The organism is Mesorhizobium sp. WSM4887, from assembly GCF_029625865.1.
Classification (GTDB): Bacteria; Pseudomonadota; Alphaproteobacteria; order Rhizobiales; family Rhizobiaceae; genus Mesorhizobium.
Window position 1 is genome coordinate 52,751 of record NZ_JARTVP010000011.1, and the last position, 23,769, is coordinate 76,519.

Below are 23,769 nucleotides of genomic sequence, written 5' to 3' on the forward strand. Positions count from 1 at the left end.
GGTATGAGCGGCTCGCGCCGCGTCTTTTCCATCCCGTCCGGAGCGCCGTTCCTGCCGACGCTGGCGGAGGCGTTGCTCGAAGGCCGCCTGATCCCAACCTTCCGCTTCGACGGCGAGCCGCTGGCGCTGGCTGACGCGACTATCTATGTGCCGACGCGGCGCGCGGCGCGCGCCCTGCGCGGCGCCTTCGTCGACATGCTCGGCAGACGCTCGGCCATCTTGCCGACGGTGCGGCCGCTCGGCGAGTTCGACGAGGACGAGGCCGCCTTTGACGCCGAGGCGGCACCGGCAATAGACCTCGCACCGCCGATCGCCGCGCAGGAAAGGCTGCTGTTGCTGGCGCCGCTGGTGCGCGCCTGGAAGGAAAGCCTGCCGGCGCACGTCAGGGCGCGCTTCAACGAGGAGTTCGTTGTGCCGACCTCGGCCGCCGACGCCATTTGGCTTTCGCGCGACCTTGCCCGGCTGATGGACGAGATCGAGACCGAGGGAACGGATTGGGCGAAGCTCGCCACGCTGGTCACCGGCAACCTTGCGGGCTGGTGGCAGGTGACGCTCGATTTCCTCGGCATCGTCACCGACAACTGGCCGGAGTTGCTCAAAGAGCGTGACCGCTCTAATCCGGCCGCGCACCGCAGCGCGCTGATCCGGCTGGAAGCGGCGCGGCTGAAGCGCAGTCCGCCGACCGGACCGGTGATCGCCGCCGGTTCGACCGGCTCCATTCCAGCCACGGCCGAGTTGCTTGCCGTGATCGCCGGCTTGCCGAACGGCGCCGTCGTGCTGCCCGGGCTCGACCGTGAGCTCGACGACGCGTCCTTCGCGGCGATAACCGCGCCCGGCGCGCGGCCGGCAACACTTGGTCACCCACAATACGGCCTCGCCAAGCTGATCGGCAGCATTGGCATTGAGCGCCGCGATGTCGAGGAGATCGGCGCTGCATCACGACCGCTCGCATTACGCGCCGCCCTTGTCGGCGAGGCGCTGCGGCCGGCCGAGACCACCGAGCTTTGGACGGAGTCGCGGCCGCGTTTCTCGGTCAATGATGTCGAGCAGGCGCTGGCCGGCGTGACGCTGGTCGAGGCTGCAAATGAGCGCGACGAGGCGGCAGCGATTGCCATTGCGCTTAAGCGCGCAGTGGAAATGCCGGGCAAGCGCGCGGCACTCGTCACCGGCGACCGCGCCCTGGCGCGACGCGTCTCGGCCGAGCTGCTACGCTTCGGCGTCGTCGCTGACGATTCCGGCGGCACGCCGCTAGCCAACACGCCGGCCGCCAGCCTGCTCAGGCTGGCGCTAGGCGCAGCATTCCGGCCAGGCGATCCGGTGGGTCTATTGTCGCTGCTCAAGCATCCGCTGCTTGGCCTCGGTCTCGAACGCCAGAGCGTGCGCAAGGCTGCCGAGCTGATCGAGCTGGTGGCGCTGCGCGGCGGCACCGGCCGGCCGGACGTCGCTTCCCTCGACGCGCTTTTCGAGACGCGGCTCGCGGGCCTTGGCGGCGACAGCCGTCAGCCCTTCTGGTTCCAGCGCCTCACGGTACGCGGTATCGAAGAGGCGCGGGCAGTGCTCAATCGCCTCACCGATGCGCTATCCCCGCTCACTGCGATGCGCGGCGAGAAGGATGCCGATATCGCGACATTGACGCGGGCGAGCGTCGTGGCGTTAGAAGGTCTCGGCCGCGCGGCCGATGACAGCCTGACCAGCCTCTATGCCGGCGACGCCGGCGAGAAGCTCGCCGCGCTTCTGCGCGGGCTGGTTGCCGTGTCATCGCCGTTTATGATCGGTGCGGGCGAATGGCCCGACGTGATGGAGGCGCTGATCGCGCCGGAAACGGTCAAGCCGGCGCAAGGCACCGACCGCAACATCGCCATCTGGGGAGCGCTGGAAGCTCGCCTGCAAAGCGTCGACACGCTGGTCATCGGCGGCCTCAATGAAGGGGTCTGGCCGCGCAAGCCCGAGAGCGACCGGTTCATGTCGCGGCTGATGAAGACCGGCATCGATCTCGAGCCGCCGGAGCGGCGCATCGGCCTTGCCGCGCATGATTTCCAGATTGCGATGGGTACTGAAACGGTGGTGCTGACGCGCTCGGCCCGATCCGGCGACGCGCCGGCGGTGCCGTCGCGCTGGTTGCAGCGCATCGTCACCTTCATCGGCAAGGACCAGGCGACGGCAGTTCGCCGGCGCGGCGACGCGCTGCTTGTCTGGGCGCGCGCGCTCGATGCCGGCGACAGGAAGGATTTCGCGTCCCGCCCACAGCCGAAGCCGCCGCTGCACCTGCGGCCACAGCATTTCTCGGTCACCGAGATCGAGACACTGCGCCGCGACCCCTATGCGATCTATGCCAGGCGGATTCTCGGCCTGATGCCGCTCGACCCGGTGATCCGCGACCCCGGTGCTGCCGAACGCGGCACGCTGTTCCACGAAATCCTGCATTTGTTTTCGCGAAGGGTGGAAGATCCGAGGGCGCCGGGCGCGCTGGCAGCCCTCATCGAGGCCGGTCGCGCGTGCTTTGCCGACGCGGCACTTCCGCCCGATATCGAGGCGGTGTGGTGGCCGCGCTTCGAAAAGCTCGCGGAAAACATCATCGAATGGGAGCATACCCGCGCCGACGCCGTCGCCCGGCGCTATGCCGAGGAACGCGCCGAAAAGACCGTTGTCGGCCGCACCGGCATCACGCTTTCGGGCTATGCCGACCGGGTCGACCTTCTCGCAGTCGGCATGGCCGACATCCTCGACTACAAGACCGGTTCCTCGCCTTCGAAGGCGCAGGCGCATACGCTTCTGTCGCCGCAGCTGGCACTCGAGGGCGCGCTTCTTCGGCGGGGCGCCTTCAAGGAGCTCGGCATCTGCGAGCCCTCGCAGCTTGCCTTCGTGCGGCTGAAGCCGAACGGCGAGGTGTTCGAGGAATCGATCCTCGAATACAACCGCAAGCCGAAGACCGCCAACGAGCTTGCCGAGGAAGCGTGGGCGCGGCTGGAAAGGCTGCTGTTCCACTATGCTGACCCGACCACCGGCTATCTGTCACGCGCGCTGCCGTTCCGCGAAGGCGAGGCCGATGGCGACTACGACCATCTGGCGCGCGTGCTGGAATGGTCGGCCGGCGGCGCAAGCGAGGACGAGGCGGAAGGATGAGATATCCGATCCCCTCCGACACCGCCGCCAGCCAGGCGCGCGCTTCCGATCCGCAAAATTCCGCCTGGGTCTCGGCCAATGCCGGCTCGGGCAAGACCCATGTGCTGGCGCAACGCGTCATCCGGCTTCTGCTCAACGGCACCGATCCGTCGAAGATCCTGTGCCTGACCTACACGCGCGCCGCCGCCGCCAACATGTCGAACCGCGTGTTCTCGACGCTGTCGGAATGGACGGCGCTTCCCGACGCCGAGCTCGCGACACGGATAGCCGCGCTCGACGGGCGGGCGGCCGATCGCGATACGATGCGGCGCGCGCGCCGATTGTTTGCCGAGGCGCTGGAAACGCCGGGCGGCCTGAAAATTCAGACCATCCACGCCTTCTGCGAATCGGTGCTGCATCAGTTCCCGCTGGAAGCCAACATCCCGGCGCATTTCGAGATGCTCGACCCGCAGATGGAGGCCTCGCTTTTCGCGGATGCGCGACGCGACATGATCTCGGGTGCCGGCGCCGGTGTCGAAGGCCTGGCGGAAGCCTTTGCCACGGTGCTGGAGCGCGGCGGCGAATTCGGGCTCGACATGCTGCTCTCCGAGATCGTCGGCAAGCGCGACGAACTGCGCGCCTTTATCGAAAAGCTGGGCAGGGACCGGGAATTCCGGCTGCTGTTCGCCGAATTCGGCTTCAACCCCGGACAGACGGCAGCCGGCATTGCCGCTTCTGTCTGGCCGCTGCCGGGCTTTGCGCCGAGCCATATCGCTGAATTCGCGGGCGCCGCCGAAGCCGCCGACGCGCGGCAGGTGCTGAACAACGTGCTGCCCTATGCGCAGACCGCTTTTGCCGAAGCCGATCCTATCAGGCGACTGCGACTGCTCGCCAAGGCATTTCTGCGCTCCGATGGCGACCCTTACGATCCACCGAAAATCTTCAAGAAAGCGCTGGTGGACAGGCTGCCCGACCTGCCCGAGCGCTATCTCGCGGCGGCCAAGGCGATCCTCGATGTATCGGACCGGCTGGGGCTGTTCCGCATGCTCGAAGGCACGGCCGCTGCGCTCACCGTCGCCGGCTGGCTGATCGCCCGCTACGAGCAGCTGAAGCGAAGCCGCGGTTTCCTCGACTTCAACGATTTGATCACCCGCACGGTCAGCCTGCTGTCGCGGCCCGATGCCGGGCCGTGGGTGCAGTTCAAGCTCGACCAGGGCATCGACCATATCCTGCTCGACGAGGCGCAGGACACCAGTCCCGACCAGTGGGAAGTGGTGAAGAAGCTGACGGAAGAATTCTTCGCCGGGTTCGGCCAGCGAGAGACGGTGCGGCGCACGGTGTTCGCCGTCGGCGACGAGAAACAGTCGATCTACTCCTTCCAAGGCGCGGCGCCCGATTCCTTTGCCGAAAGCCGGCTTTTGTTTGCCGGGCGGGTGCGCGACGCGGAGGCTTCGTTTGCCGACCTGAAGCTCACCTGGTCGTTCCGCTCGAGCGACGACGTGCTTGCCGCCGTCGACCGCGTCTTCGCCGAGCCAGGCGTGCGACGCGGCATCAGCCACGATCCCGATCCGCTCAGCCACAAGGCGATCCGCACCGATGCGCCGGGCTATGTCGAGGTGTGGCCCTCGATCGGCGCCGAAATGGTCGAAGAGCCCGACGACTGGACCTTGCCGGTCAACCACGCCAGCGCGCCCGCCGTGCGCGTGGCCGAACATGTGGCAACGACGATCCAGAACTGGCTGCGCAACGGCGAGGCCATCGAAGGCAAAGGCCGCAAGCTGACCGCCGGCGACATCCTGGTGCTGGTGCGCAAGCGCGATCGCTTCGTGCACGCGCTGTCGCGCAGCCTCAAGAACCGGCAGATCCCGGTTGCCGGCGCGGACAGGCTGAGCCTTCCCGGCCATATCGCCGTGCAGGACCTGATCGCGCTCGGCCATTTTTTGATTCAGCCGGAGGACGACTTGTCCCTGGCCGCCGTGCTGCGCAGCCCGATCTTCGAGGTTTCCGAGGAGACGTTGCTCACGCTCGCTGGCGAGCGGCCAAAGGGCCAGTCGCTGATCGCCTCGCTCCGGCAGCATGCCGGCGGAGACGAGGTCTTGGCCGCCGTTGTTGGCCGGCTCGATGGCTGGGCGACTGAGGTGGCGTTCAAGCCGGTGTTTGAATTCTATGCCGCCGCGCTTTCGCGTGACGGCCTGCGCCGCAAGATGACGGCCCGGCTCGGGCCGGAAGCCGGCGACATCCTCGACGAGTTCCTGAGTTTCTGCCTGGCTGAGGAACGTACCGGCCTGCCGGGGCTGGAATCCTTCCTCTCGACGCTGGAAAACAGCGGGCCGGAGATCAAGCGCGAGATGGACCAGACCCGCAACGAGGTGCGCGTCATGACCGTGCACGCCGCCAAGGGCCTGGAGGCGCCGGTCGTCTTCCTGGTCGACGGCGGCTCGGCGCCGTTCAGCGACCAGCACCTGCCGCGGCTGATGGCCTTCGAAAGCTCGGGCGCTGATTGGAAGGGCAAGGGCTATCTCTGGCGCTCGGCGAGTGACGTCGTCAACGGCGTTTCGAAAGCGGCCTCGGCGCGGGCGCGCGCGCTTGCCGACGACGAATACCGGCGGCTGCTCTATGTCGGCATGACGCGCGCCGAGGACCGGCTGATCGTCTGCGGCTATCACGGCAAGCGCGCGCCGAGCACCGGCACCTGGCATTCGATTGTCAGCCGGGCACTGCTGGGTGCGCCGGAAAGCGCTGAGCGGCGGCATCCGGCGACACCCGACGTGGCGGTGCATCGCTTCCATATGACCAAGCTGCCGCCGATGGCGCTCAATCAGGCTGAGGAGACGATACTGTTCGATCATGCCGCGCCGCTGCCGGACGGCCTGTTCCGGCCGCTCCCGCCCTATGAGGACTTGCCGCGGCCGCTCTCGCCTTCAGGCGCCTCGGCGCTGATCGACGAAGCGACGGAAAGCTTGCCCGACACGCGCTCGCCGGTGCTCGCTGCGGAAACCGAACCCGGCTTTGCGGTGATGCGCGGGCTGGCACTGCACAAATTGCTACAGATGCTGCCCGGCATCGCCGAGGACGAGAGGCGGAGCGCGGCCGAGCGCTATCTAGCGCGCGCCGGCGCCGACTGGCCGGCCGAAGAGCGCGACACGGCGCTGGAAGCCGTGCTTTCCATCCTGTCCGACAGAAGCTTCGGGGCGCTGTTCTCGCCGTCCTCGCGGGCGGAAGTCGCCGTCATGGGCGGCCTGGAGGTAAGGGGCAGGCTGCGCTCGATCTCCGGCAAGATCGATCGGCTGGCCGTCACCGCGGAAACGGTCTCGATCGTCGACTACAAGACCAACCGGCCGGCGCCGGCCAGCCTGGCCGAAGTGCCGCCGGCCTATGTCCTGCAGCTTGCGCTCTACCGCGCGCTGCTTCAGCCGCTCTATCCGGGCCGCACGGTGACGGCCGCGCTGCTGTTCACCGAGGCGCCGCGCCTGATCGAGCTGCCGGCAGCGGCCATGGACGGTGCCCTTGCCCGACTCACGGGAGCGTGACACAAGAACTGCTTGAACATCGCCACCACAGCCACCACATTTGGTGCAACCCGAGTTTTCGAAAGGATTTCAGCATGGCCACCGTCAAGGTCGACAAGGGCAATTTCCAGGCCGATGTGCTCAATGCCAAGGAGCCGGTTGTGGTGGATTTCTGGGCCGAGTGGTGCGGTCCGTGCAAGATGATCGCCCCGGCGTTGGAAGACATCGCCAAGGAGCTCGGCTCGAAGGTGAAGGTCGCCAAGCTCAACATCGACGAGAATCCCGAGTTGGCCGCCCAGTACGGCGTGCGCTCGATCCCGACGCTGATGATCTTCAAGGGCGGCGAAGTGGCCGACATGAAGGTGGGTGCGGCACCGAAGACCGCGCTGTCGCACTGGATCAATGGCAGCCTCGCCTGAGCCAATCCGAATATCAGAAAGATCGAGCCCGGCCATCGCGCCGGGCTTTTTCCTTGGCGCCATCGCTGACCGCGCTCTGGCCCTGACGCTTCGGGCAGCCATCTCCTTTCCTTAAGAAAAGGAGAGCCCCATGACCGGAACAGCCAAGGCCACAGTTCACGTCGACAATGAGCGCGTGATCGTCACCGAATACCGCTTCGCCCCGGGCGCCAACACCGGCTGGCACCGCCATGGCCACGACTATGTCATCGTGCCGCTGATGGACGGCAAGGTGAAGCTGGTGACCAAGGACGGCGAATCCTTCGCGGAGATGAAGCAAGGCGCGCCCTATTTCCGCCGGGAAGGCGTCGAGCACGATGTCATCAACGTCAATGACGGCGAATACGCCTTCATCGAGATCGAGCTGAAATAACCTTCGAGGCAGACGCCGCTACCAATCGGCGACGCGATCGCCGCCGATGAATTGCGCGCTTTTGGCCGTGTATTCGAACAGCTCGATCTTGACGCCGTTGGGGTCTTTGATCCAGGCCTGCCAGGTGCCGTCGCAAGCGAGCTTCTTCGCCGTCACCTCGACCGCTTTCGACCGGATATGGGCGATCGCGGCGTCCATGTCTTCCACCTCCAGGCAGAAGTGGTTGACCTGGTTCGCCTCGCTGTAGCGGGCTTCGGTCTTCTCGAACACCTCGACATGGCTGCGGCCGCCGCAATTGAGATAGAAACCGAAGATCTTGCCGTCGCGCAGGAAGTTGAACTGCGTGTCCATGCCGAGCACATCCCGGTAGAAGCCGCGCGTCGCCTCAAGGTCATGCGCGAAGATGCAGACATGGGCCAGTTGGTTCACCTTGATCACGATTGCTCCTCGCGACTGCCTCGGCGCTATCAGGTCGGCGGCGTGCCGTTCTCGTCCAGCACGGCGCCGGCGAAATATAGCGAGCCGCCGATGAGGATGCGCGGCGCCGGACCGTCCCAGCTGTCGCGCAACAGCATAAGCGCATCGGCGACGGAGTTGACCGGCTCGGCTGACAGGCCGGCCTCGGTGGCGCGCAGCGCGAGCTCGTCATTGGGCACGCCGGCATCGCTCTTGCTCACCGGCACCGTGTAGACATGGCGGGCAAGCCCCTTGAAGGCGCTGAAATAGCCGGTCTGGTCCTTGGTGTTGATCATGCCGGCGATGAGGATCAGCGGGCGCGGGTTCTTTTCCTCCTGCTCGGCCAGCGCTTCGGCGATGACGACGCCGGCGCCCGGATTGTGGCCGCCGTCGAGCCAGATCTCGGCGCCCTTTGGGGCAAGCTCAACCAGCCTGCCCTGCGTCAGCTTTTGCATCCGGGCCGGCCACGCGGTGCTGGTCATCGCTTTTTCGGCAGCCCGATGGCTTATCTCGAAGCCGGCGGCCTTGACCGCGGCGATCGCCGCGGCGGCATTGGCGAACTGATGCCGACCGGGCAGGCGCGGCAGCGGCAGGTCCATCAGACCGTCCTCGTCCTGATAGACCATGCGGCCGTTCTCCTCGAAGGCCAGGAAATCCTGACCGTAGACAACGGTCGGGCAATCCAGCCGCTCGGCGGTCTCGATCAGCACCTCCAGCGCGGTCTCGCTTTCCTGCGCGCCGATCACCACCGGGCAGCCGCGCTTCATGATGCCGGCCTTTTCGGCCGCGATCAGCTCAACGCGGTCGCCGAGATAGGCTTCGTGATCCATCGACACCGGCATGATCACCGAGACGGCAGGCCGCGAAATGACATTGGTGGCATCGAAGCGGCCGCCGAGCCCGACCTCGATGATCGCCGCCTCGGCCGGATGCTCGGAAAACAGGATGAAGGTGACGGCGGTGAGGATCTCGAAAACGGTGATCTTCTGGCCTTGATTGGCCTTGGCGACGCGCGCGATGGCCTCGGCAAAGACATCGTCGTCGACCAGCTTGCCGCCGCCCTCGGCGGCCAGCCGGTAGCGCTCGTGCCAGTTTACCAGGTGCGGCGAGGTGTGCACGTGGACGAGATGACCGGCCGCCTCCAGCAGCGCCCGCGAGAAGGCGGCGCAGGAGCCCTTGCCGTTGGTGCCGGCGATGTGGATGACCGGCGGCAGCTGGTCCTGCGGGTTGCCGAGACGCTCGAGCAGGCGGGCGATGCGGTCCAGCGAAAGGTCGAAACCTTTCGGATGAAGCGTCATCAGATGTTCGATTTCACGATCGGCGGCGAGCGTTGTCATGGCGGAATCCTAGAGCATTTGCGGCGAAAGAACAGGATCGCCTTCAATGCCTTTCGTTCGTGTGCAATTCCGGACGCAAAACCGCTACGCACTCTGGCTGGAATTGCTCTGGGCATGAGCCCGAACCGGGATCGGTTTTGGAAAGGGATCATGCGCAAACAGCTACTGCGCAGCGCAGCTGGCGCAATCGCGGTGGGCGGCAAACGGTGTCGCGTCAGGCCTGCGGCCGGGCTTCGGCGTTGACGACCGCCGGCGGCAGGATCTCAGGCTCCAATGGCTTCTCGGCCACTGGGGTCTTGAGCAGCATCTTCAACAATCGTGCGATGGTCGGGCGCATCTCCAGACGCGAGACCACCATGTCGACCATGCCGTGTTCCATCAGATATTCGGCGCGCTGGAAGCCGTCGGGGAGCTTCTCGCGGATCGTCTGCTCGATGACGCGCGGGCCGGCGAAGCCGATCAGCGCGCCGGGCTCGGCGATGTGAACGTCGCCCAGCATGGCATAGGACGCGGTCACGCCGCCGGTGGTGGGGTTGGTCAGCACCACGATATAGGGCAGGCCGGCTTCCTTCAGCCGGTCGACGCCGACCGTGGTGCGCGGCAATTGCATCAGCGAGAGGATGCCCTCCTGCATGCGGGCGCCGCCCGAGGCGGCGAACAGGATCAGCGGCCGCCTGCGCTGCAAAGCGACCTCGAAGGCATGGACGATGGCCTCGCCCGCGGCCATGCCGAGCGAGCCGCCCATGAAGGCGAAGTCCTGCACGGTAACCACCACCGGCAGACCTTCGATGGTGCCGACTGCGTTAAGAATCGCGTCCTCGAGACTTGTCTTGGCTTTCGCCTCTTTCAGCCGATCGGTGTAGCGCTTCTCATCGCGGAACTTCAGCGGATCCTGCATGACCTTGGGGTTTTCCAGGGTCTCGTATCTGCCGTCGTCGAAGAAGTATTTCAGCCGCTCCTTGGCCGAGATCTTCATATGGTGGCCGGAAGACGGGATGACGAACTGGTTGGATTCGAGGTCCTTGTGGAAGATCATCTCGCCGGTCTCGGGATCCTTGATCCAGAGATTTTCCGGCATGTCGGTGCGCCGGCCGAGCATCGAATTGATCTTCGGTCGAACGTAGTTGGTGATCCAGTTCATCGCTTCGGCTCCTGTCCCGACGAAGAGACGTCCAGCAATTCCAGGAAAAGTGTGTGGCGGTTTTCCGTCCGGAATTGCGTAAAAACAGATAGTCAGACTATTCGGCGGCAGCAAGGCGGGCCGAGCGGACGCCCTGGGCAAGCCCGCTGACCAGCGTGGCGACCGCTTCGGCCGGATCGGCGGTCTTCTCGCCCTTGGGCCCGAGCACATTGGCGACCGCGTTGACAATCGCCGTGCCGACGACGACGCCGTCGGCGGAGGCGCCGATGGTACGCGCCTGCTCGGCGGTCTTGACGCCGAAGCCGACGCAGACCGGCAGCGCGGTGTGACCCTTGATGCGTTTGACCGCCGCCGACACCTTGGCAGTGTCGGCCAAGGCCGAGCCGGTGATGCCCGTCATCGACACGTAGTAGACGAAGCCGGAGGTGTTCTCGAGCACCTTCGGCAGGCGCTTGTCGTCGGTGGTCGGCGTCGCCAGGCGGATGAAATTGATGCCCGCCTTCAGCGCCGGAACGCAGAGCTCCTCGTCCATTTCCGGCGGCAGGTCGACAACGATCAGGCCGTCGATGCCGCTCGCCTTGGCGTCAGCCAGGAAACGATCGACGCCGTAAATGTAGATCGGGTTGTAGTAGCCCATCAGCACGATCGGCGTTTCGTCGTCGCCGGCGCGGAATTCGGACGCCATCTTCAGCGTCTTGACCAGCGTCTGGCCGCCTTTCAGCGCCCTGAGACCCGCCGCCTGAATGGCCGGGCCGTCAGCCATCGGATCGGAGAACGGCATGCCGAGCTCGATGACATCGCTGCCGGCGCCGGGAAGCGCCTTCATGATAGCCAAAGATGTCTCGTAGTCGGGATCGCCGCCCATGAAATAGGTGACCAAAGCCGGACGGCCCTCGGATTTGAGCTTCGCCATGCGGCGGTCGATGCGGGTCGTCATTGTCAGATCTCCATGCCCAGCATCTTGGCCACCGTGTGCACGTCCTTGTCGCCGCGGCCGGACAGGTTGACGATGACGATCTGGTCCTTGTCCATTTTCGGCACGATCTTCATCGCATGCGCGATGGCGTGCGCCGATTCCAGCGCCGGGATGATGCCTTCGACCCGGGTCGTCAGTTGGAAGGCCTCCAGCGCCTCGTCGTCGAGGATCGGCTCATATTCGACGCGGCCCGAATCGCGCAGCCAGGCATGCTCGGGCCCGACGCCCGGATAATCGAGACCGGCCGAGATCGAATGGCCGTCGAGAATCTGGCCGTCCGCATTCTGCAAGAGATAGGTGCGATTGCCGTGCAGCACGCCCGGCGCGCCGGCATTCATCGAGGCGCAGTGCTCGACGCCGTCGAGGCCGCGACCGCCGGCCTCGATGCCGATGATGCGCACATCCTTGTCGTCGAGGAACGGGTGGAACAGGCCAATGGCGTTGGAGCCGCCGCCGACGGCGGCGATGATGACGTCGGGCAGCCGGCCTTCCTGCTCCAGCATCTGGGCGCGCGCTTCCGTGCCGATCACCGACTGGAAGTCGCGCACCAGCTCCGGATAGGGATGCGGGCCGGCGGCGGTGCCGATCAGGTAATAGGTGTCCTCGACATTGGTGACCCAGTCACGCAGCGCTTCGTTCATGGCGTCCTTCAGCGTGCCGTGGCCGGCGGTGACCGGGCGCACCTCGGCGCCGAGCAGCTTCATGCGAAAGACGTTCGGGCTCTGGCGGGCGACGTCGGTGGCACCCATGTAAACCACGCAAGGATAGCCGAAGCGCGCAGCGACCGTGGCGGAAGCGACGCCATGCTGGCCGGCACCGGTCTCGGCGATGATGCGCTTCTTGCCCATGCGCTTGGCGAGCAGGATCTGGCCGAGGCAATTGTTGATCTTGTGCGAGCCGGTGTGGTTCAGGTCCTCGCGCTTGAAATAGACCTTGGCGCCGCCCCCGAGGCCCTTCGCCGAGGAAACCTCCCGAAGATGCCTCGTCAGGCCTTCGGCGAAATAGAGCTTGGACGGTCTACCGGCATAATGGGTCGAAAGGTTCTCCAGCTCCGCCTTGAACTCCGGATCATTCTTGGCCTTGTTCCACTGCTCTTCGAGATCGAGGATCAGCGGCATCAGCGTCTCGGCGACGAAGCGGCCGCCGAAAATGCCGAACATGCCCTGCTCGTCGGGCCCGGTGCGGAAGGAATTGGGCATAGCCGGCCTGTTCATCGCCGATCTCCTGAGTCTTTGCTTCTGAGCACGTCCTTATCGGAAAACCGGTTCCCACTTTTCCGGGACATGCTCGGGTTTGAAAACTTCCTCAGGCGGCGCGGTCGTCGCGCGCGGCCCTGACGGCCCGGAAAAACTGCTCGATCAGCGCCGGTTCCTTGACGCCCGGAGCGCTCTCCACGCCGGAGGAGATGTCTATCCCGGGCGGATTGGCCAGTCTGAGGGCATCGCCGACATTGGCGGCGTTGAGCCCTCCGGAAAGCATGTAATCGAGGCCGGCGTCAAGGCCGGCAAGGATCCGCCAGTCGAAGGCGACGCCATTGCCGCCAGGCAATTGCGATCCCTTGGGCGGCTTGGCGTCGAACATCAAGCGGTCGGCAACGCCGACATAGGGCCTTATCCGCTCGAGATCCGCGGCTTCGCTGACCGACAGTACCTTCATCACCGGCAGGCCGTAGCGGGTCTTGAGCTCGGCCACCTGCACCGGCGTTTCGGAACCATGCAGTTGCAGCATATCCGGCTGCATCCTCGCGACAATCTCGTCGAGAAGGGCATCATCCGCATCCACGGTGACGGCAACCGCCTTGGCCTTGCCGATGGCCGCCTGGCGCAGACGGCCAGCCTCGGCCGGATCGACGAAGCGCGGGCTTTTGGCAAAGAAGATGAAGCCGACATGGCTGGCCCCGCCGGCAAGCGCGGCGGCCATCGCGGTGTCGGTCTTCAATCCGCAGATCTTGATGTCGAGCGTCATGGCGCGGGATTGGCACGAAAAGCCGCAAGAGTCGAGAAAAAGCATGCCGTTGCCGGGCCGGCGGAAAGCGCTACCTTTCGAATAGGGACACAGGCGGGAGCAGGAAGATCATGACCGACAAGACCGTCGCCGAACTCAGACAGAAGATCGCGCAGGCGCGCGAGGTGATCGCGCATCTGATGGACAAGTCCGCTTTCAACGGCGCCGAGGCGCACCGGGCGCTCGACTATTTCGGCAGCGACGCGTTCGACCGGAATTTTTTGCCGTGGCCGCATGCGAGTGAGGAAGGGCTGCGGCCGGAGGAACTCAACGCGGCGAATGACGATTGAGCGGCTGCGGTGGACCGCCAGCTATACGGGTGCCAGGGCGACGCCTACTCAAACACGATCGCCTGCAGCGCGCCGCCGTTGCGCTTCAGCCAGTCCTTGCAGCGATCGGTGTCGGGGCAGAGCTTTTCGCACAGCTTCCAGAATTTCGGTCCGTGGTTCATCTCTTTCAGATGCGCGACCTCATGCGCCACCAGGTAATTGATGACCGGCGGCGGCGCCATCATGATGCGCCACGAGAAGGACAGATTGCCCTCCGAGGTGCATGACCCCCAGCGGCTGGAGGTATCCTTGTAGCGGATCGCCTTGGCGCGCTTGCCGATCGCCTCGGTGTGCTTGACCACCAGCTTCTCGATCTCGCGCTTGGCCTCGCGTTTGAGATAATCGGCGATGCGGCGCGGCAGGTGGACACGCTCGCCATGGATGATGAGCAGCGGGCCGCGCTCGTCGCGCGCGACGGTGACGGTGCCGCGTTTCGCCGGCTCATGGACGATGCGGTGCGGCACGCCGCGGATCGGGATCTTGATGCCGGGCCGCACCTGCGGGCGCATCGGCACCTTGGCCAGGCGCTGCTCCAGCCAGTCCTGATGGCGGTCGAGGAACTTCTCCACCTCGCCGCGGCGCAAGCCGGGCGGCACGGTTATGCGCAGCCCCTGGCCGCCGGAATCGATACGCAGCGTCAATCGCCGGGCCCTCGCGCTCTCGACGATTTTGAGCGGCAGGGTGCGGCCGGCGACGCAATGCTCGCGCTCCACGACGGGCTTGGGTTCTGGCTTGGTCAGATTGCGAAAGAAGCCGAGGGTCATGGCCGGACGATACGCGATTCGAGAAAAACGACCAGTAGAGTGAGGCTACATGGAGAACGAAAAAGAAACGGCGCCGCTCGCGCGACGCCGCATGTCGGCCGAGTCTTATGATTGAGGCTCAGTCGTCAAGGAGGTTCGACCCCTTGCCGCGCTTCGGCCCCGTCGCTCCGGTTGGACCACTCGTCGTGGTTGGCGCGGTCCGCTTGTTACGCTCGGCCATGAAGCGGTCGAACTCTTCCTGGTCCTTGGCACGGCGCAGCTCGCGGGCATACTCGTCGAACTCGTTCAGCATCTCGTCGAGCTTGCGGCGCTCCTCGGCGAGGCGCTCAAGTTCCTTCTCGCGCCAGTCGTCGAAAGCGACGTTGCCGGTGCGGGACGAGCCATGGCCCCAGCGGGCCGCCTTTTCCGAGCCACGGCGGCAGCCGGCGAAGATGCCGTCGGTGGCGCGGTTGACATCGCGCTTGAAGCCTTCGAGCCGGTCGCCCCAGATGATGTAGGCAAGCATGGCGAAGCCCAGCGGCCAGAACACCATGAAGCCGATCACCATCAGCGCGATGGTCGCCGGCGTCCAGGCCGGACGGATCAATGCACTTGTGTTCATTTTCTCCCAATCCTTCCGTTGGAGACAGCCAAACCGGCTGCGTGGAATCGAAATGGGAAGGCGAAATCGGCGATTCAAGGCAAGTCCGGCCAAAACCGGCGAAAGGCCTGAAATGATTATCGCTTTTTGAGTTTCTCGAGGAAAAGCACTGCCATTCCGGCGACCAGCCCCCAAAAAGCCGCGCCGACGCCGAACAAGGTGAGCCCTGAGGCCGTCACCGCAAAGGTGAGCGTGGCCGGCATGCGCTCGCCCGCATCATGGAGCGCGATCGAGAGCGCGTTGGCTAAAGGCGCCATCAGCGCCAGGCCGGCGACCAGCACGATCAGGCTCTGCGGCAGGACGGCGAAGATCGCCACCAGCGAAGCGCCGAAGATGGCGAAGACCAGATAGGCGAGCGCATAGAACGGCCCCGTCTTCCAGCGCTCGGCGGGATCCGGATGGACATCCGGGCCGGTGCAGATCGCCGCGGAGATCGCCGCCAGATTGGTCGTCGAGGCGCCGAACGGCGCCGAGAGCAGCGAGAACAGCCCGGTGACGCCGATCAGCGGGCCAGGTTCCGGGTGGTAGCCGGCGGCTTTCAGCACCGCGAGACCGGAGAGGTTCTGCGAGGCCATGGTGACGAGGTAGAGCGGCAAGGCCAGGCCAATGATCGCCGAAACGGTGAACTGCGGAGCGATCAGCGTCAGTGTCGACAATTCCGGCGCCGGCAGGCCGCCGACGCGGCCGGTGAGGAAGGCGGCAAGGCCGCCGCCGATCAGCACGACAAGGACCGAAACCGCCGGGTTGAACAGCCGGATGACAAAGAAGGCGGCGATCAGCGGCAGGATCAGCCACGGATCGGCGGGAATGGCCTTGACCGCACTGATGGCGAAGCCGACCAGGATGCCGGCCAGCATGCCGGACGCCACCGAGGCCGGAATCTGCGCGATCAGCCGGGTCAGCGGCTTGAACAGGCCGGTGGCGATCAAGAGGATGCCGGTGACGATGAAAGCGCCGACGGCTTGCGCCATGGTGAAGCCGCTGGAGGCCGCGATCAGCGCCAGGCCCGGGGTCGACCAGGCGGTGATGACCGGCATTTTCGTGCGCCAGGACAGCCACAGGCATTCTAGGGCCATGGCCAGGCAGATCGCCGTCACCCCGCTCGCGGTCTCGATCTGAGTGGCGCCGATCGCCTTGGCGGCGGCAATGACGATGGCTAAAGTGCCGCCAAAGCCGACGATGGCCGCAACGAAGGCGGATATCGGGATTGAAATGCGCATGCTCATGAAACCCGCTGGACCAGGTCGCCGACGGCGCGGTTGAGCATGTCGAGATCCTCCGGGCGGGAGAGGCGATGATCGCCGTCGGGGATAAGCGACAGCGTGACGTCATCGGCCGGCAGCAGTGCGGCGAGCTTCAGCGCATGGCCGGAAGGCACGTCGGGATCGGCGAGACCCTGCAGGATATGCACCGGGCAATGAGTGTCGATCGGCCTAGTCATCACCCGGTTCGCGCGGCCGTCCTCGATCAGCGCGCGCGTGTAGATATAGGGCTCGGCGGAATAGTCGGACGGTTCCTCGAAAAATCCCTTTTTCGAAAGGTCGCGCTTTTGCGCCCTGGTCAGCACCGGCTCGATCAGCTCGACGGTAAAGTCGGGCGCCGGCGCAAGCAGCACCAGGCCGGCGATGCGGTCGTCGCCGGCCTTGCGCAATTCCTGCACCATGCGCAGCGCAATCCACGCCCCCATCGAGGAGCCGACCAGGATCTGCTTGCCCTTGCTGAAGCGGCGAAAGACGGCGAGGCTCTCGGCCAGCCATTTCGAGATCGTGCCCTCGGCGAATTCGCCGCCCGATTCGCCGTGGCCGGAATAGTCGTGGCGCAGATAGGCGCGGCCTTCGCGGCTCGCCCAGGCCGACAGCGCCTCGGCCTTGGTGCCCAGCATGTCGGACTTGTAGCCGCCCAGCCAGACGATGCCCGGCGCTGAGCCCGGCGCCTGCCTGACAGCGATCTGCGTTCCGTTCACGTCGATGAAAACTGGTGCGCTGGCGTCCATGACCTCGTCCTTCCGGCCGGTCTTTTGGCACATCCGGCGGTTCGCGGAAAAGTGCTCGCACCTTTTCTTTGCTTGGTGCAGGCAATGGCAAGCTTTGAGGTGATTTCCTGGCGAGGCTGTGCTATTGACTCCGGCCGCGCGCTCACCACATAGGCGCGTCCAAGCGATTGAACTCAAAGAAACCCTGAACGAAACGGCCGAGGAGACCACGACCATTCGCAGACCTTTCAAAGCAGCGGCCCCGACCAAGGACGGTCCGCGCTCCAATCGAGACATCCGGGTGCCCCGGGTCCAGCTCATCGACGCAGAAGGCCACAACCGTGGCGAAGTTTCCATCAACGACGCGCTGCTGCTGGCCGAAGAGGCCGGGCTGGATCTCGTCGAGATATCGCCCAACGCGCAGCCGCCCGTCGTCAAGATCCTCGATCTCGGCAAGCTGAAATACGCCAACCAGAAGAAGGCGGCCGAGGCGCGCAAGAACCAGAAGGTCATCGAGATCAAGGAGATCAAGATGCGCCCGAACATCGACAGCCATGACTACGAGACCAAGATGAAGGCCGTGCGGCGCTTCTTCGAGGACGGCGACAAGGTCAAGCTGACGCTGCGTTTCCGCGGCCGCGAAATGGCGCATATGGAACTCGGCATGCAGCTCCTGAACAAGGTGCGCGAGGAAGTCGCGCCGATCGCCAAGGTCGAGGCCGAGCCGAAGCTCGAAGGCCGACAGATGATGATGGTGCTGGCGCCCCGCTGACGGTGCGCCTCACGTTTCCTTTCCGTCCTGGAGCCATTCCGGCGCGATCGCCGCAAACTGTCGCGCCGATCACGGTTTCGCGAAGGAGAATTGACCGGCCGGCGCTGCTTGGTGCTCCAAAATCCGCCTGAATTGCCGCGCAGGGCGACCCGACGATCGGCGGGGCGCCTGTTTTTCTATCCGATCGCCGGCTTCTCGACGATCGAGCTCCTCGATCGCGACCAAATCGACGATCGGATTTTCCCGATCGCGACCAAATCGACGATCGGATTTTCCCGATCGCGATCAAAACACGACGATCGGATTGGCCATGGTCGATGAAACAAAGATCCCGACCGACAACCAGATAGAAGGGTTGGGCGGCTACCAGTATATGCGCCGCATCGTGCTGGCGGTGCTCATCGTGGTGCTGTTTGCGGCACTCCTGTTCGGCCAGTCGACGTTCCCTCCCGAGACGCCCGTGCACGAGACGATCGAGATGTTCGGCGTGCTCCTGATCTTCCTGGGCATCGTCGGGCGCTTGTGGTCGACGCTCTACATCGGCGGCCGCAAATCCTCCGAAGTGGTCACCGGCGGGCCCTATTCGATCACCCGCAACCCGCTCTATCTGTTCTCGACCGTGGCGGCAGCCGGCGTTGGCGCGCAGATCGGCTCGTTTTCCGGCATCATCCTCTTCGCGGTCCTTTGCGCCGGCGCGTTCCACATCGTCATCCTGCGCGAGGAGCGCTATCTCAAGGAAGTCCTCGGCGCTCCCTACAAAGCCTATCTGGCGCGCGTGCCGCGCTTCTTTCCAAAGCTTTCGCTCTACCAGGAAGGCGACACCGGCAGCTTCAAGCCGCGCCTGCTGTTGAACACGCTGCTCGACGGGCTGGTATTCCTGGTGGCGCTGCCGGCCTTCGAACTGATCGACGGCGCGCAGCAGTCGGGGGTGCTGCCGGTGTGGTTCACGCTGCCCTGAACGGGACAGCGCGCCGCAGGGCGTGAGGTGTTGCGCACGAGCCCTGTTTGATCTATAGGACCGCCGTTCTGCGTATCGGGCCGGAAATCATCTCTGATTTACGGAAAGCACGATACGCAGAGCAAAAACAAAAACCGCCCGGCAGGGCATGCCGTGGCGGTTTCATTTGCTTTTCGGGCTCTGGTCGGCCCGAAGCGAGAAAAGAAGCGCGATGGTGCGCCACATTACGGAGTAGCAAAATGCCCAAGATGAAGACCAAATCGGCCGCCAAGAAGCGGTTCAAGATTACCGCCACCGGCAAGGTGCTGTCGGCTGCCGCCGGCAAGCGCCACGGCATGATCAAACGTTCCAACAAGTTCATTCGCGATGCCCGCGGCACGATGGTTCTGGCTGAACCGGACGGCAAGAAGGTCATCAAGAATTTTCTGCCGAACGGCCTTTAAGCATTCGGTCCGGAACAGCGTTTTAAGGAGATCATGACATGGCACGCGTAAAGAGAGGCGTCACCGCCCACGCCAAGCACAAGAAGGTCCTGAAAGCCGCCAAGGGCTTCTACGGCCGTCGCAAGAACACCATCCGCATCGCCAAGCAGGCGGTGGAAAAGTCGCTGCAGTACGCCTATCGCGACCGCAAGAACCGCAAGCGCTCGTTCCGCGCGCTGTGGATCCAGCGCATCAATGCAGCGGTGCACGAGCACGGCCTGACCTATGGCCGCTTCATCGACGGCCTCAACAAGGCCGGCATCGAGATCGACCGCAAGGTTCTTTCGGACATGGCCATCCACGAGCCGCAGGCTTTCGCAGCCCTTGTGGCCAAGGCCAAGGTGGCGCTCGAATATCTGAAGAACACCACGCCGAATGCTTTTGAGAGCGCTGTCGCCTAAGCCAGCGCTTCCCAAGCATTCGCTATTCTGATTTGGGGAACCCGCGCTGGCACGGCTGGCGCGGGTTTTTCTTATGCCTGATCCAACCAAATTGGTGACGCGCCGAACCCCGGTGGTTGCCCGATCGAGAGAGTTTCGCCGTGAACGCCACCGCTGGAAATCTTGAAACCCTTGAAGCTTCTTTGATGGCCGACATCGCGGCCGCGGCCGACGAGCAGGCGATCGAGGCTGTGCGCGTCTCGGCGCTGGGCAAGAAGGGCTCGGTCTCCGAGATGCTGAAAACGCTCGGCGCGATGAGCACCGAGGAGCGGCAGGTCAAGGGCCCGGCGATCAATGGGCTGAAGAACCGCGTCACCGAGGCGCTGACGGCGCGCAAGTCGGAGCTGAAGGACGTAGCGATCGCAGCGCGGCTCGCCGCCGAGACGGTCGACGTCACGCTGCCGGTGCGCCAGTCGCCGGCCGAGCGCGGCCGCATCCATCCGATCAGCCAGGTGATCGACGAGATCGCCGCGATCTTCGGCGACCTCGGCTTCGCGATCGCGGAAGGTCCGGACATCGAGACCGACTACTACAATTTCACCGCGCTCAATTTCCCCGAAGGCCACCCGGCGCGCGAGATGCACGACACCTTCTTTTTCCAGCCGGACGAGAAGGGCGAACGCAAGCTTTTGCGCACGCACACCTCGCCCGTGCAGATCCGCACCATGGAGCAGCAGAAGCCGCCGATCCGCATCGTCATCCCCGGCAAGACCTACCGGCAGGATTCGGACGCAACGCACTCGCCGATGTTCCATCAGGTCGAGGGGCTGGTGATCGACAAGACCGCCAACATCGCCAACATGAAGTGGGTGCTGGAGGAATTCTGCAAGGCCTTCTTCGAAGTGCCGAGCGTCAAGATGCGCTTTCGACCGTCCTTCTTTCCGTTCACCGAGCCCAGCCTCGAGGTCGACATCCAGTGCGACCGCTCGCGGCTAGGCGAAGTACGCTTCGGCGAAGGCTCCGACTGGATGGAGATCCTGGGCTGCGGCATGGTGCATCCCAACGTATTGCGTTACGGCGGGCTCGATCCCGACGAATACCAGGGCTTTGCCTGGGGCATGGGCATCGACCGCATCGCCATGCTGAAATACGGCATGCCGGACCTGCGCGCCTTCTTCGACGCCGACGTGCGCTGGCTCACGCATTACGGCTTCCGGCCGCTCGACATGCCGACGCTGTTCGGGGGCCTTTCCACATGACTGCTCCCCACACCGGGGGCTGCCGCTGCGGTGCCGTGCGGTTCGAGGCCTCGGCCGAGCCGCACCACATCAGCTATTGCCATTGCGGCGATTGCCGGCGCGCCAGCGGCGCACCGGTGTCGGCCTTTATCGGCTTCGCGGCCGACCAGATCGCGCTCGAAGGCAAGTCGCTGAAGAGCTACCGGAACGGCCCGGTGGCGCGCTCGTTCTGCGGCATTTGCGGCTCGCCGATCGCCTATAGCGACGAGCGGCTCGCCGGCCATATTTACTTCACGCTCGGCGCCATGGACATGCCTGCCTATTTCAGGCCGACGCTGCATGCGCATGTGCGCGAGCAGCTGCCCTTCCTGCATATGCCCGATTCACTGCCGCGGCACCTCAAGACGAGCGTGGCTAGACCTGACGCGCAAAGCCCTTCCTACGGAACACAGTCATGAAATTCACCCTCTCCTGGCTCAAGGACCATCTCGAGACCGACGCTTCGCTTGCCGAAATCGTCGAGCGGCTGACGGCGATCGGCCTCGAAGTCGAACATGTCGACGACAAGGCGGGCCTAAAACCCTTTGTCATAGCCAAGGTGCTGACTGCCGTGCAGCATCCCGACGCCGACCGGCTGCGGGTGCTTACGGTCGATACCGGCGACGGCAAGCCGCCGGTGCAGGTGGTGTGCGGGGCGCCCAACGCCCGCGCCGGCCTGGTCGGCGCTTTTGCTGCGCCCGGCACCTATATTCCCGGCATCGACGTCACGCTTTCGGTCGGCAAGATCCGCGGCGTCGAGAGCCATGGCATGATGTGCTCCGAACGCGAGCTGCAGCTTTCGGACGAGCATACCGGCATCATCGACCTGCCCGAAGACGCACCGGTCGGCACCAGCTTCGCCGCCTACGCCCATCTCGACGATCCGGTGATCGAGATCAACCTGACGCCGAACCGCCCCGATGCCACCAGCGTCTACGGCATCGCCCGCGATCTCGCGGCGAGCGGCCTCGGCCGGCTGACCGGCGGCGCGATCATGCCGCATGCCGGCGACGGCATGTGCCCGGTCAAGGTCAAGATCGAGGCACCGGAACTCTGCCCCGGCTTCGCGCTGACTCTGGTGAAGGGCGTGAAGAACGGCCCGTCGCCGAAATGGCTGCAGCAGCGGCTGATCGCCATCGGGCTTCGGCCGATCAGCGCGCTGGTCGACATCACCAACTACGTCACCTTCGACCGCGGCCGGCCGCTGCATGTGTTCGACGCGAAGAAGGTCACCGGCAACCTTGTGGTGCGCCGCGCCAGGGACGGTGAAAAGGTGCTGGCACTCGACGGACGCGAATACTCGCTGACGCCGGAGATGTGCGTGATCGCCGACGACAACGGCATCGAATCGATTGCCGGCATCATGGGCGGCGAGCATTCGGGCTGCGACGAGAACACCACCGACGTGCTGATCGAATCGGCGCTCTGGGACCCGATCACGACGGCCCGCACCGGTCGCACGCTCGGCATCATCAGCGATGCGCGCTACCGCTTCGAGCGCGGCGTCGACCCTGAGTTCATGGTGCCCGGCGTCGAGCTCGCGACCAAGCTGGTGCTGGAATTGTGCGGCGGCACGCCGACGGAAATCGAGGTGGCGGGCTATCCCGGCCACAAGCCGAAGATCATTTCCTTCCCGCTGTCGGAAGTGAAGCGGCTGACCGGCATCGAGGTGCCGAGAGAAGAAGCGCTCACTATACTGACCCGTCTCGGCTTCGAGCCGCGCAGCTCAGGTGACGCCGTCGAGGTGAAGGTCCCCTCCTGGCGTCCGGATGTCGACGGCAAGGCCGATCTCGTCGAGGAAGTGATGCGCATCCACGGCGTCGACAACATAGCGCCGCAGCCGCTCACCTCGCATGACGCGGTCAACGGCAGGATCCTGACCATGCTGCAGGTGCGCACCCGGGCCGCCAAGCGCGCGCTCGCCGTGCGCGGCATGATGGAGGCGGTCACCTGGTCGTTCATTCCGGCGAAACACGCCGAGCTGTTCGGCGGCGGCCAGAACGGGCTGAAGCTCGCCAACCCGATCGCCGCCGACATGTCCGACATGCGGCCGTCGCTGCTGCCCGGGCTGATCAGCGCCGCCCAGCGCAATGCCGATCGGGGCATCGGCGACGTGGCGCTGTTCGAGGTCTCCGGCACCTATGAAGGCGACTTGGCCGATCAGCAGCGGCGCGTCGCCGCCGGCGTGCGGCGGGGCACCGCCAAGCTCGACGGCTCGGGCCGCAGCTGGGCCGGCAATGCCGGGCCGGTCGGGGTGTTCGACGCCAAGGCCGATGCGATCGCGGCGCTCGAAGCCTGCGGCGCGCCGGTCGACAGGCTGCAGATCGAGCCCGGCGGCCCGGCCTGGTACCATCCCGGACGCTCAGGCACGATCAAGCTCGGGCCGAAGACCGTGCTCGGCACTTTCGGCGAGTTCCATCCAAAGACGCTCGAAGTGCTCGACGCCTCCGGGCCGCTCTGCGGCTTCGAGGTCTTTGTCGATGCCGTGCCGGAGCCGAAGGCCAAGCCGACGCGCACCAAGCCGAAGCTGGAGCTTTCACCCTTCCAGGCGGTGAAGCGCGATTTTGCTTTCGTCGTCGACCGGACGGTCGAGGCCGGCACGCTGGTGCGGGCAGCTTTGGCCGCCGACAAGAAGCTCGTCACCGGCGTTTCGGTGTTCGACGTCTTCGAGGGCGCTGCGCTCGGCGCCGCCAAGAAGTCGATCGCCATCGAAGTCTCGATCCAGCCGGTCGAAAAGACGCTGACCGACGAGGATTTCGAGGCGCTGGCCAAGCGCATCGTCGAGAACGTCAACAAGCAGACGGGCGGCGTGCTCAGAACATGAGGCATTGCGGAGCGA

The 23,769-nt window shown here is 65.2% G+C and carries 22 protein-coding genes; 12 read left to right on the top strand and 10 right to left on the bottom strand.

The annotated features are described in order from the left end of the window. Positions 1–3 precede the first annotated feature (3 nt). From addB to P9230_RS27220, 4 genes are all read left to right on the top strand, one after another. Positions 4–3,123: a double-strand break repair protein AddB gene (addB, locus tag P9230_RS27205; protein ID WP_278121244.1), complete on the top strand. Its 3,120-nt coding sequence runs from the start codon at positions 4–6 to the stop codon at positions 3,121–3,123. Then, positions 3,120–6,632, top strand: coding sequence for a double-strand break repair helicase AddA (gene addA, locus P9230_RS27210; RefSeq protein WP_278121246.1), 3,513 nt, complete (start codon positions 3,120–3,122; stop codon positions 6,630–6,632). The genes addB and addA overlap by 4 nt, the downstream gene beginning before the upstream one ends. Before the next feature lie 74 nt (positions 6,633–6,706). Continuing rightward, positions 6,707–7,030, top strand: coding sequence for a thioredoxin (trxA, locus tag P9230_RS27215; protein ID WP_041000044.1), 324 nt, complete (start codon positions 6,707–6,709; stop codon positions 7,028–7,030). A gap of 130 nt (positions 7,031–7,160) precedes the next feature. Further along, positions 7,161–7,442 carry a cupin domain-containing protein gene (locus P9230_RS27220; protein WP_127324728.1) on the top strand — a complete coding sequence of 94 codons (282 nt, stop codon included), beginning with the start codon at positions 7,161–7,163 and terminating at the stop codon, positions 7,440–7,442. Between the two features lie 18 nt (positions 7,443–7,460). Here P9230_RS27220 and P9230_RS27225 read toward each other — a convergent pair whose 3' ends face one another. From P9230_RS27225 to P9230_RS27250, 6 genes are all read right to left on the bottom strand, one after another. Continuing rightward, positions 7,461–7,880: a VOC family protein gene (locus P9230_RS27225; RefSeq protein ID WP_127239640.1), complete on the bottom strand. Its 420-nt coding sequence runs from the start codon at positions 7,878–7,880 to the stop codon at positions 7,461–7,463. Positions 7,881–7,909: 29 nt separating this feature from the next. After that, a complete protein-coding gene (locus tag P9230_RS27230) occupies positions 7,910–9,235 on the bottom strand; it encodes a folylpolyglutamate synthase/dihydrofolate synthase family protein (protein WP_278121248.1) in 1,326 nt (441 codons plus the stop codon). Positions 9,236–9,449: 214 nt separating this feature from the next. Beyond that, entirely contained in the window at positions 9,450–10,376 is a 927-nt protein-coding gene (gene accD, locus P9230_RS27235; RefSeq protein ID WP_095799044.1) for an acetyl-CoA carboxylase, carboxyltransferase subunit beta, read from the bottom strand. Positions 10,377–10,473: 97 nt separating this feature from the next. Further along, positions 10,474–11,313: a tryptophan synthase subunit alpha gene (trpA, locus tag P9230_RS27240; protein WP_067002941.1), complete on the bottom strand. Its 840-nt coding sequence runs from the start codon at positions 11,311–11,313 to the stop codon at positions 10,474–10,476. A 2-nt stretch (positions 11,314–11,315) separates the two neighbouring features. Further along, the gene (trpB, locus tag P9230_RS27245) at positions 11,316–12,566 is read right to left on the bottom strand and encodes a tryptophan synthase subunit beta (protein ID WP_095831871.1); all 1,251 of its coding nucleotides are present in this window, start codon (positions 12,564–12,566) and stop codon (positions 11,316–11,318) included. Between the two features lie 91 nt (positions 12,567–12,657). Then, positions 12,658–13,317: a phosphoribosylanthranilate isomerase gene (locus tag P9230_RS27250; RefSeq protein ID WP_127239779.1), complete on the bottom strand. Its 660-nt coding sequence runs from the start codon at positions 13,315–13,317 to the stop codon at positions 12,658–12,660. Positions 13,318–13,427: 110 nt separating this feature from the next. Between P9230_RS27250 and P9230_RS27255 the strand changes: the two genes are divergently transcribed. Then, on the top strand, positions 13,428–13,646 hold the full coding sequence (locus tag P9230_RS27255) for a hypothetical protein (protein WP_067002948.1): 219 nt from the start codon (positions 13,428–13,430) through the stop codon (positions 13,644–13,646). Positions 13,647–13,690: 44 nt separating this feature from the next. Here the strand turns inward: P9230_RS27255 and P9230_RS27260 are convergent, their stop codons facing one another. The 4 genes from P9230_RS27260 to P9230_RS27275 all read right to left on the bottom strand — a co-directional run bounded on the left by P9230_RS27260 (position 13,691) and on the right by P9230_RS27275 (position 17,082). After that, positions 13,691–14,449 (bottom strand): M48 family metallopeptidase, encoded by a 759-nt coding sequence (locus P9230_RS27260; RefSeq protein ID WP_278121250.1) that lies wholly within the window; start codon positions 14,447–14,449, stop codon positions 13,691–13,693. Between the two features lie 118 nt (positions 14,450–14,567). Beyond that, a complete protein-coding gene (locus tag P9230_RS27265) occupies positions 14,568–15,050 on the bottom strand; it encodes a DUF2852 domain-containing protein (protein ID WP_067002952.1) in 483 nt (160 codons plus the stop codon). A gap of 116 nt (positions 15,051–15,166) precedes the next feature. Beyond that, the gene (locus P9230_RS27270; RefSeq protein ID WP_095776870.1) at positions 15,167–16,309 is read right to left on the bottom strand and encodes a benzoate/H(+) symporter BenE family transporter; all 1,143 of its coding nucleotides are present in this window, start codon (positions 16,307–16,309) and stop codon (positions 15,167–15,169) included. 2 nt (positions 16,310–16,311) lie between these two features. After that, positions 16,312–17,082, bottom strand: a complete 771-nt coding sequence (locus tag P9230_RS27275) for an alpha/beta hydrolase (RefSeq protein WP_067324660.1) — start codon at positions 17,080–17,082, stop codon at positions 16,312–16,314. 214 nt (positions 17,083–17,296) lie between these two features. On the opposite strand from P9230_RS27275, the gene infC reads away from it, so the two are divergent. The 7 genes from infC to pheT all read left to right on the top strand — a co-directional run bounded on the left by infC (position 17,297) and on the right by pheT (position 23,754). After that, positions 17,297–17,833, top strand: coding sequence for a translation initiation factor IF-3 (gene infC / locus P9230_RS27280; RefSeq protein ID WP_067003282.1), 537 nt, complete (start codon positions 17,297–17,299; stop codon positions 17,831–17,833). Between the two features lie 310 nt (positions 17,834–18,143). Continuing rightward, positions 18,144–18,791: an isoprenylcysteine carboxylmethyltransferase family protein gene (locus tag P9230_RS27285; RefSeq protein WP_067324658.1), complete on the top strand. Its 648-nt coding sequence runs from the start codon at positions 18,144–18,146 to the stop codon at positions 18,789–18,791. Between the two features lie 239 nt (positions 18,792–19,030). Next, positions 19,031–19,234 carry a 50S ribosomal protein L35 gene (gene rpmI / locus P9230_RS27290; protein WP_027166935.1) on the top strand — a complete coding sequence of 68 codons (204 nt, stop codon included), beginning with the start codon at positions 19,031–19,033 and terminating at the stop codon, positions 19,232–19,234. Between the two features lie 38 nt (positions 19,235–19,272). Further along, entirely contained in the window at positions 19,273–19,674 is a 402-nt protein-coding gene (rplT, locus tag P9230_RS27295) for a 50S ribosomal protein L20 (protein WP_040968947.1), read from the top strand. 185 nt (positions 19,675–19,859) lie between these two features. Beyond that, positions 19,860–20,912: a phenylalanine--tRNA ligase subunit alpha gene (gene pheS, locus P9230_RS27300; protein ID WP_278121252.1), complete on the top strand. Its 1,053-nt coding sequence runs from the start codon at positions 19,860–19,862 to the stop codon at positions 20,910–20,912. Continuing rightward, complete coding sequence (locus P9230_RS27305; RefSeq protein ID WP_067002960.1) at positions 20,909–21,349, top strand: GFA family protein; 441 nt, start codon at positions 20,909–20,911, stop codon at positions 21,347–21,349. Before pheS ends, P9230_RS27305 begins: the two co-directional genes overlap by 4 nt. Then, on the top strand, positions 21,346–23,754 hold the full coding sequence (gene pheT, locus P9230_RS27310; protein WP_278121254.1) for a phenylalanine--tRNA ligase subunit beta: 2,409 nt from the start codon (positions 21,346–21,348) through the stop codon (positions 23,752–23,754). The genes P9230_RS27305 and pheT overlap by 4 nt, the downstream gene beginning before the upstream one ends. Positions 23,755–23,769 lie beyond the last annotated feature (15 nt).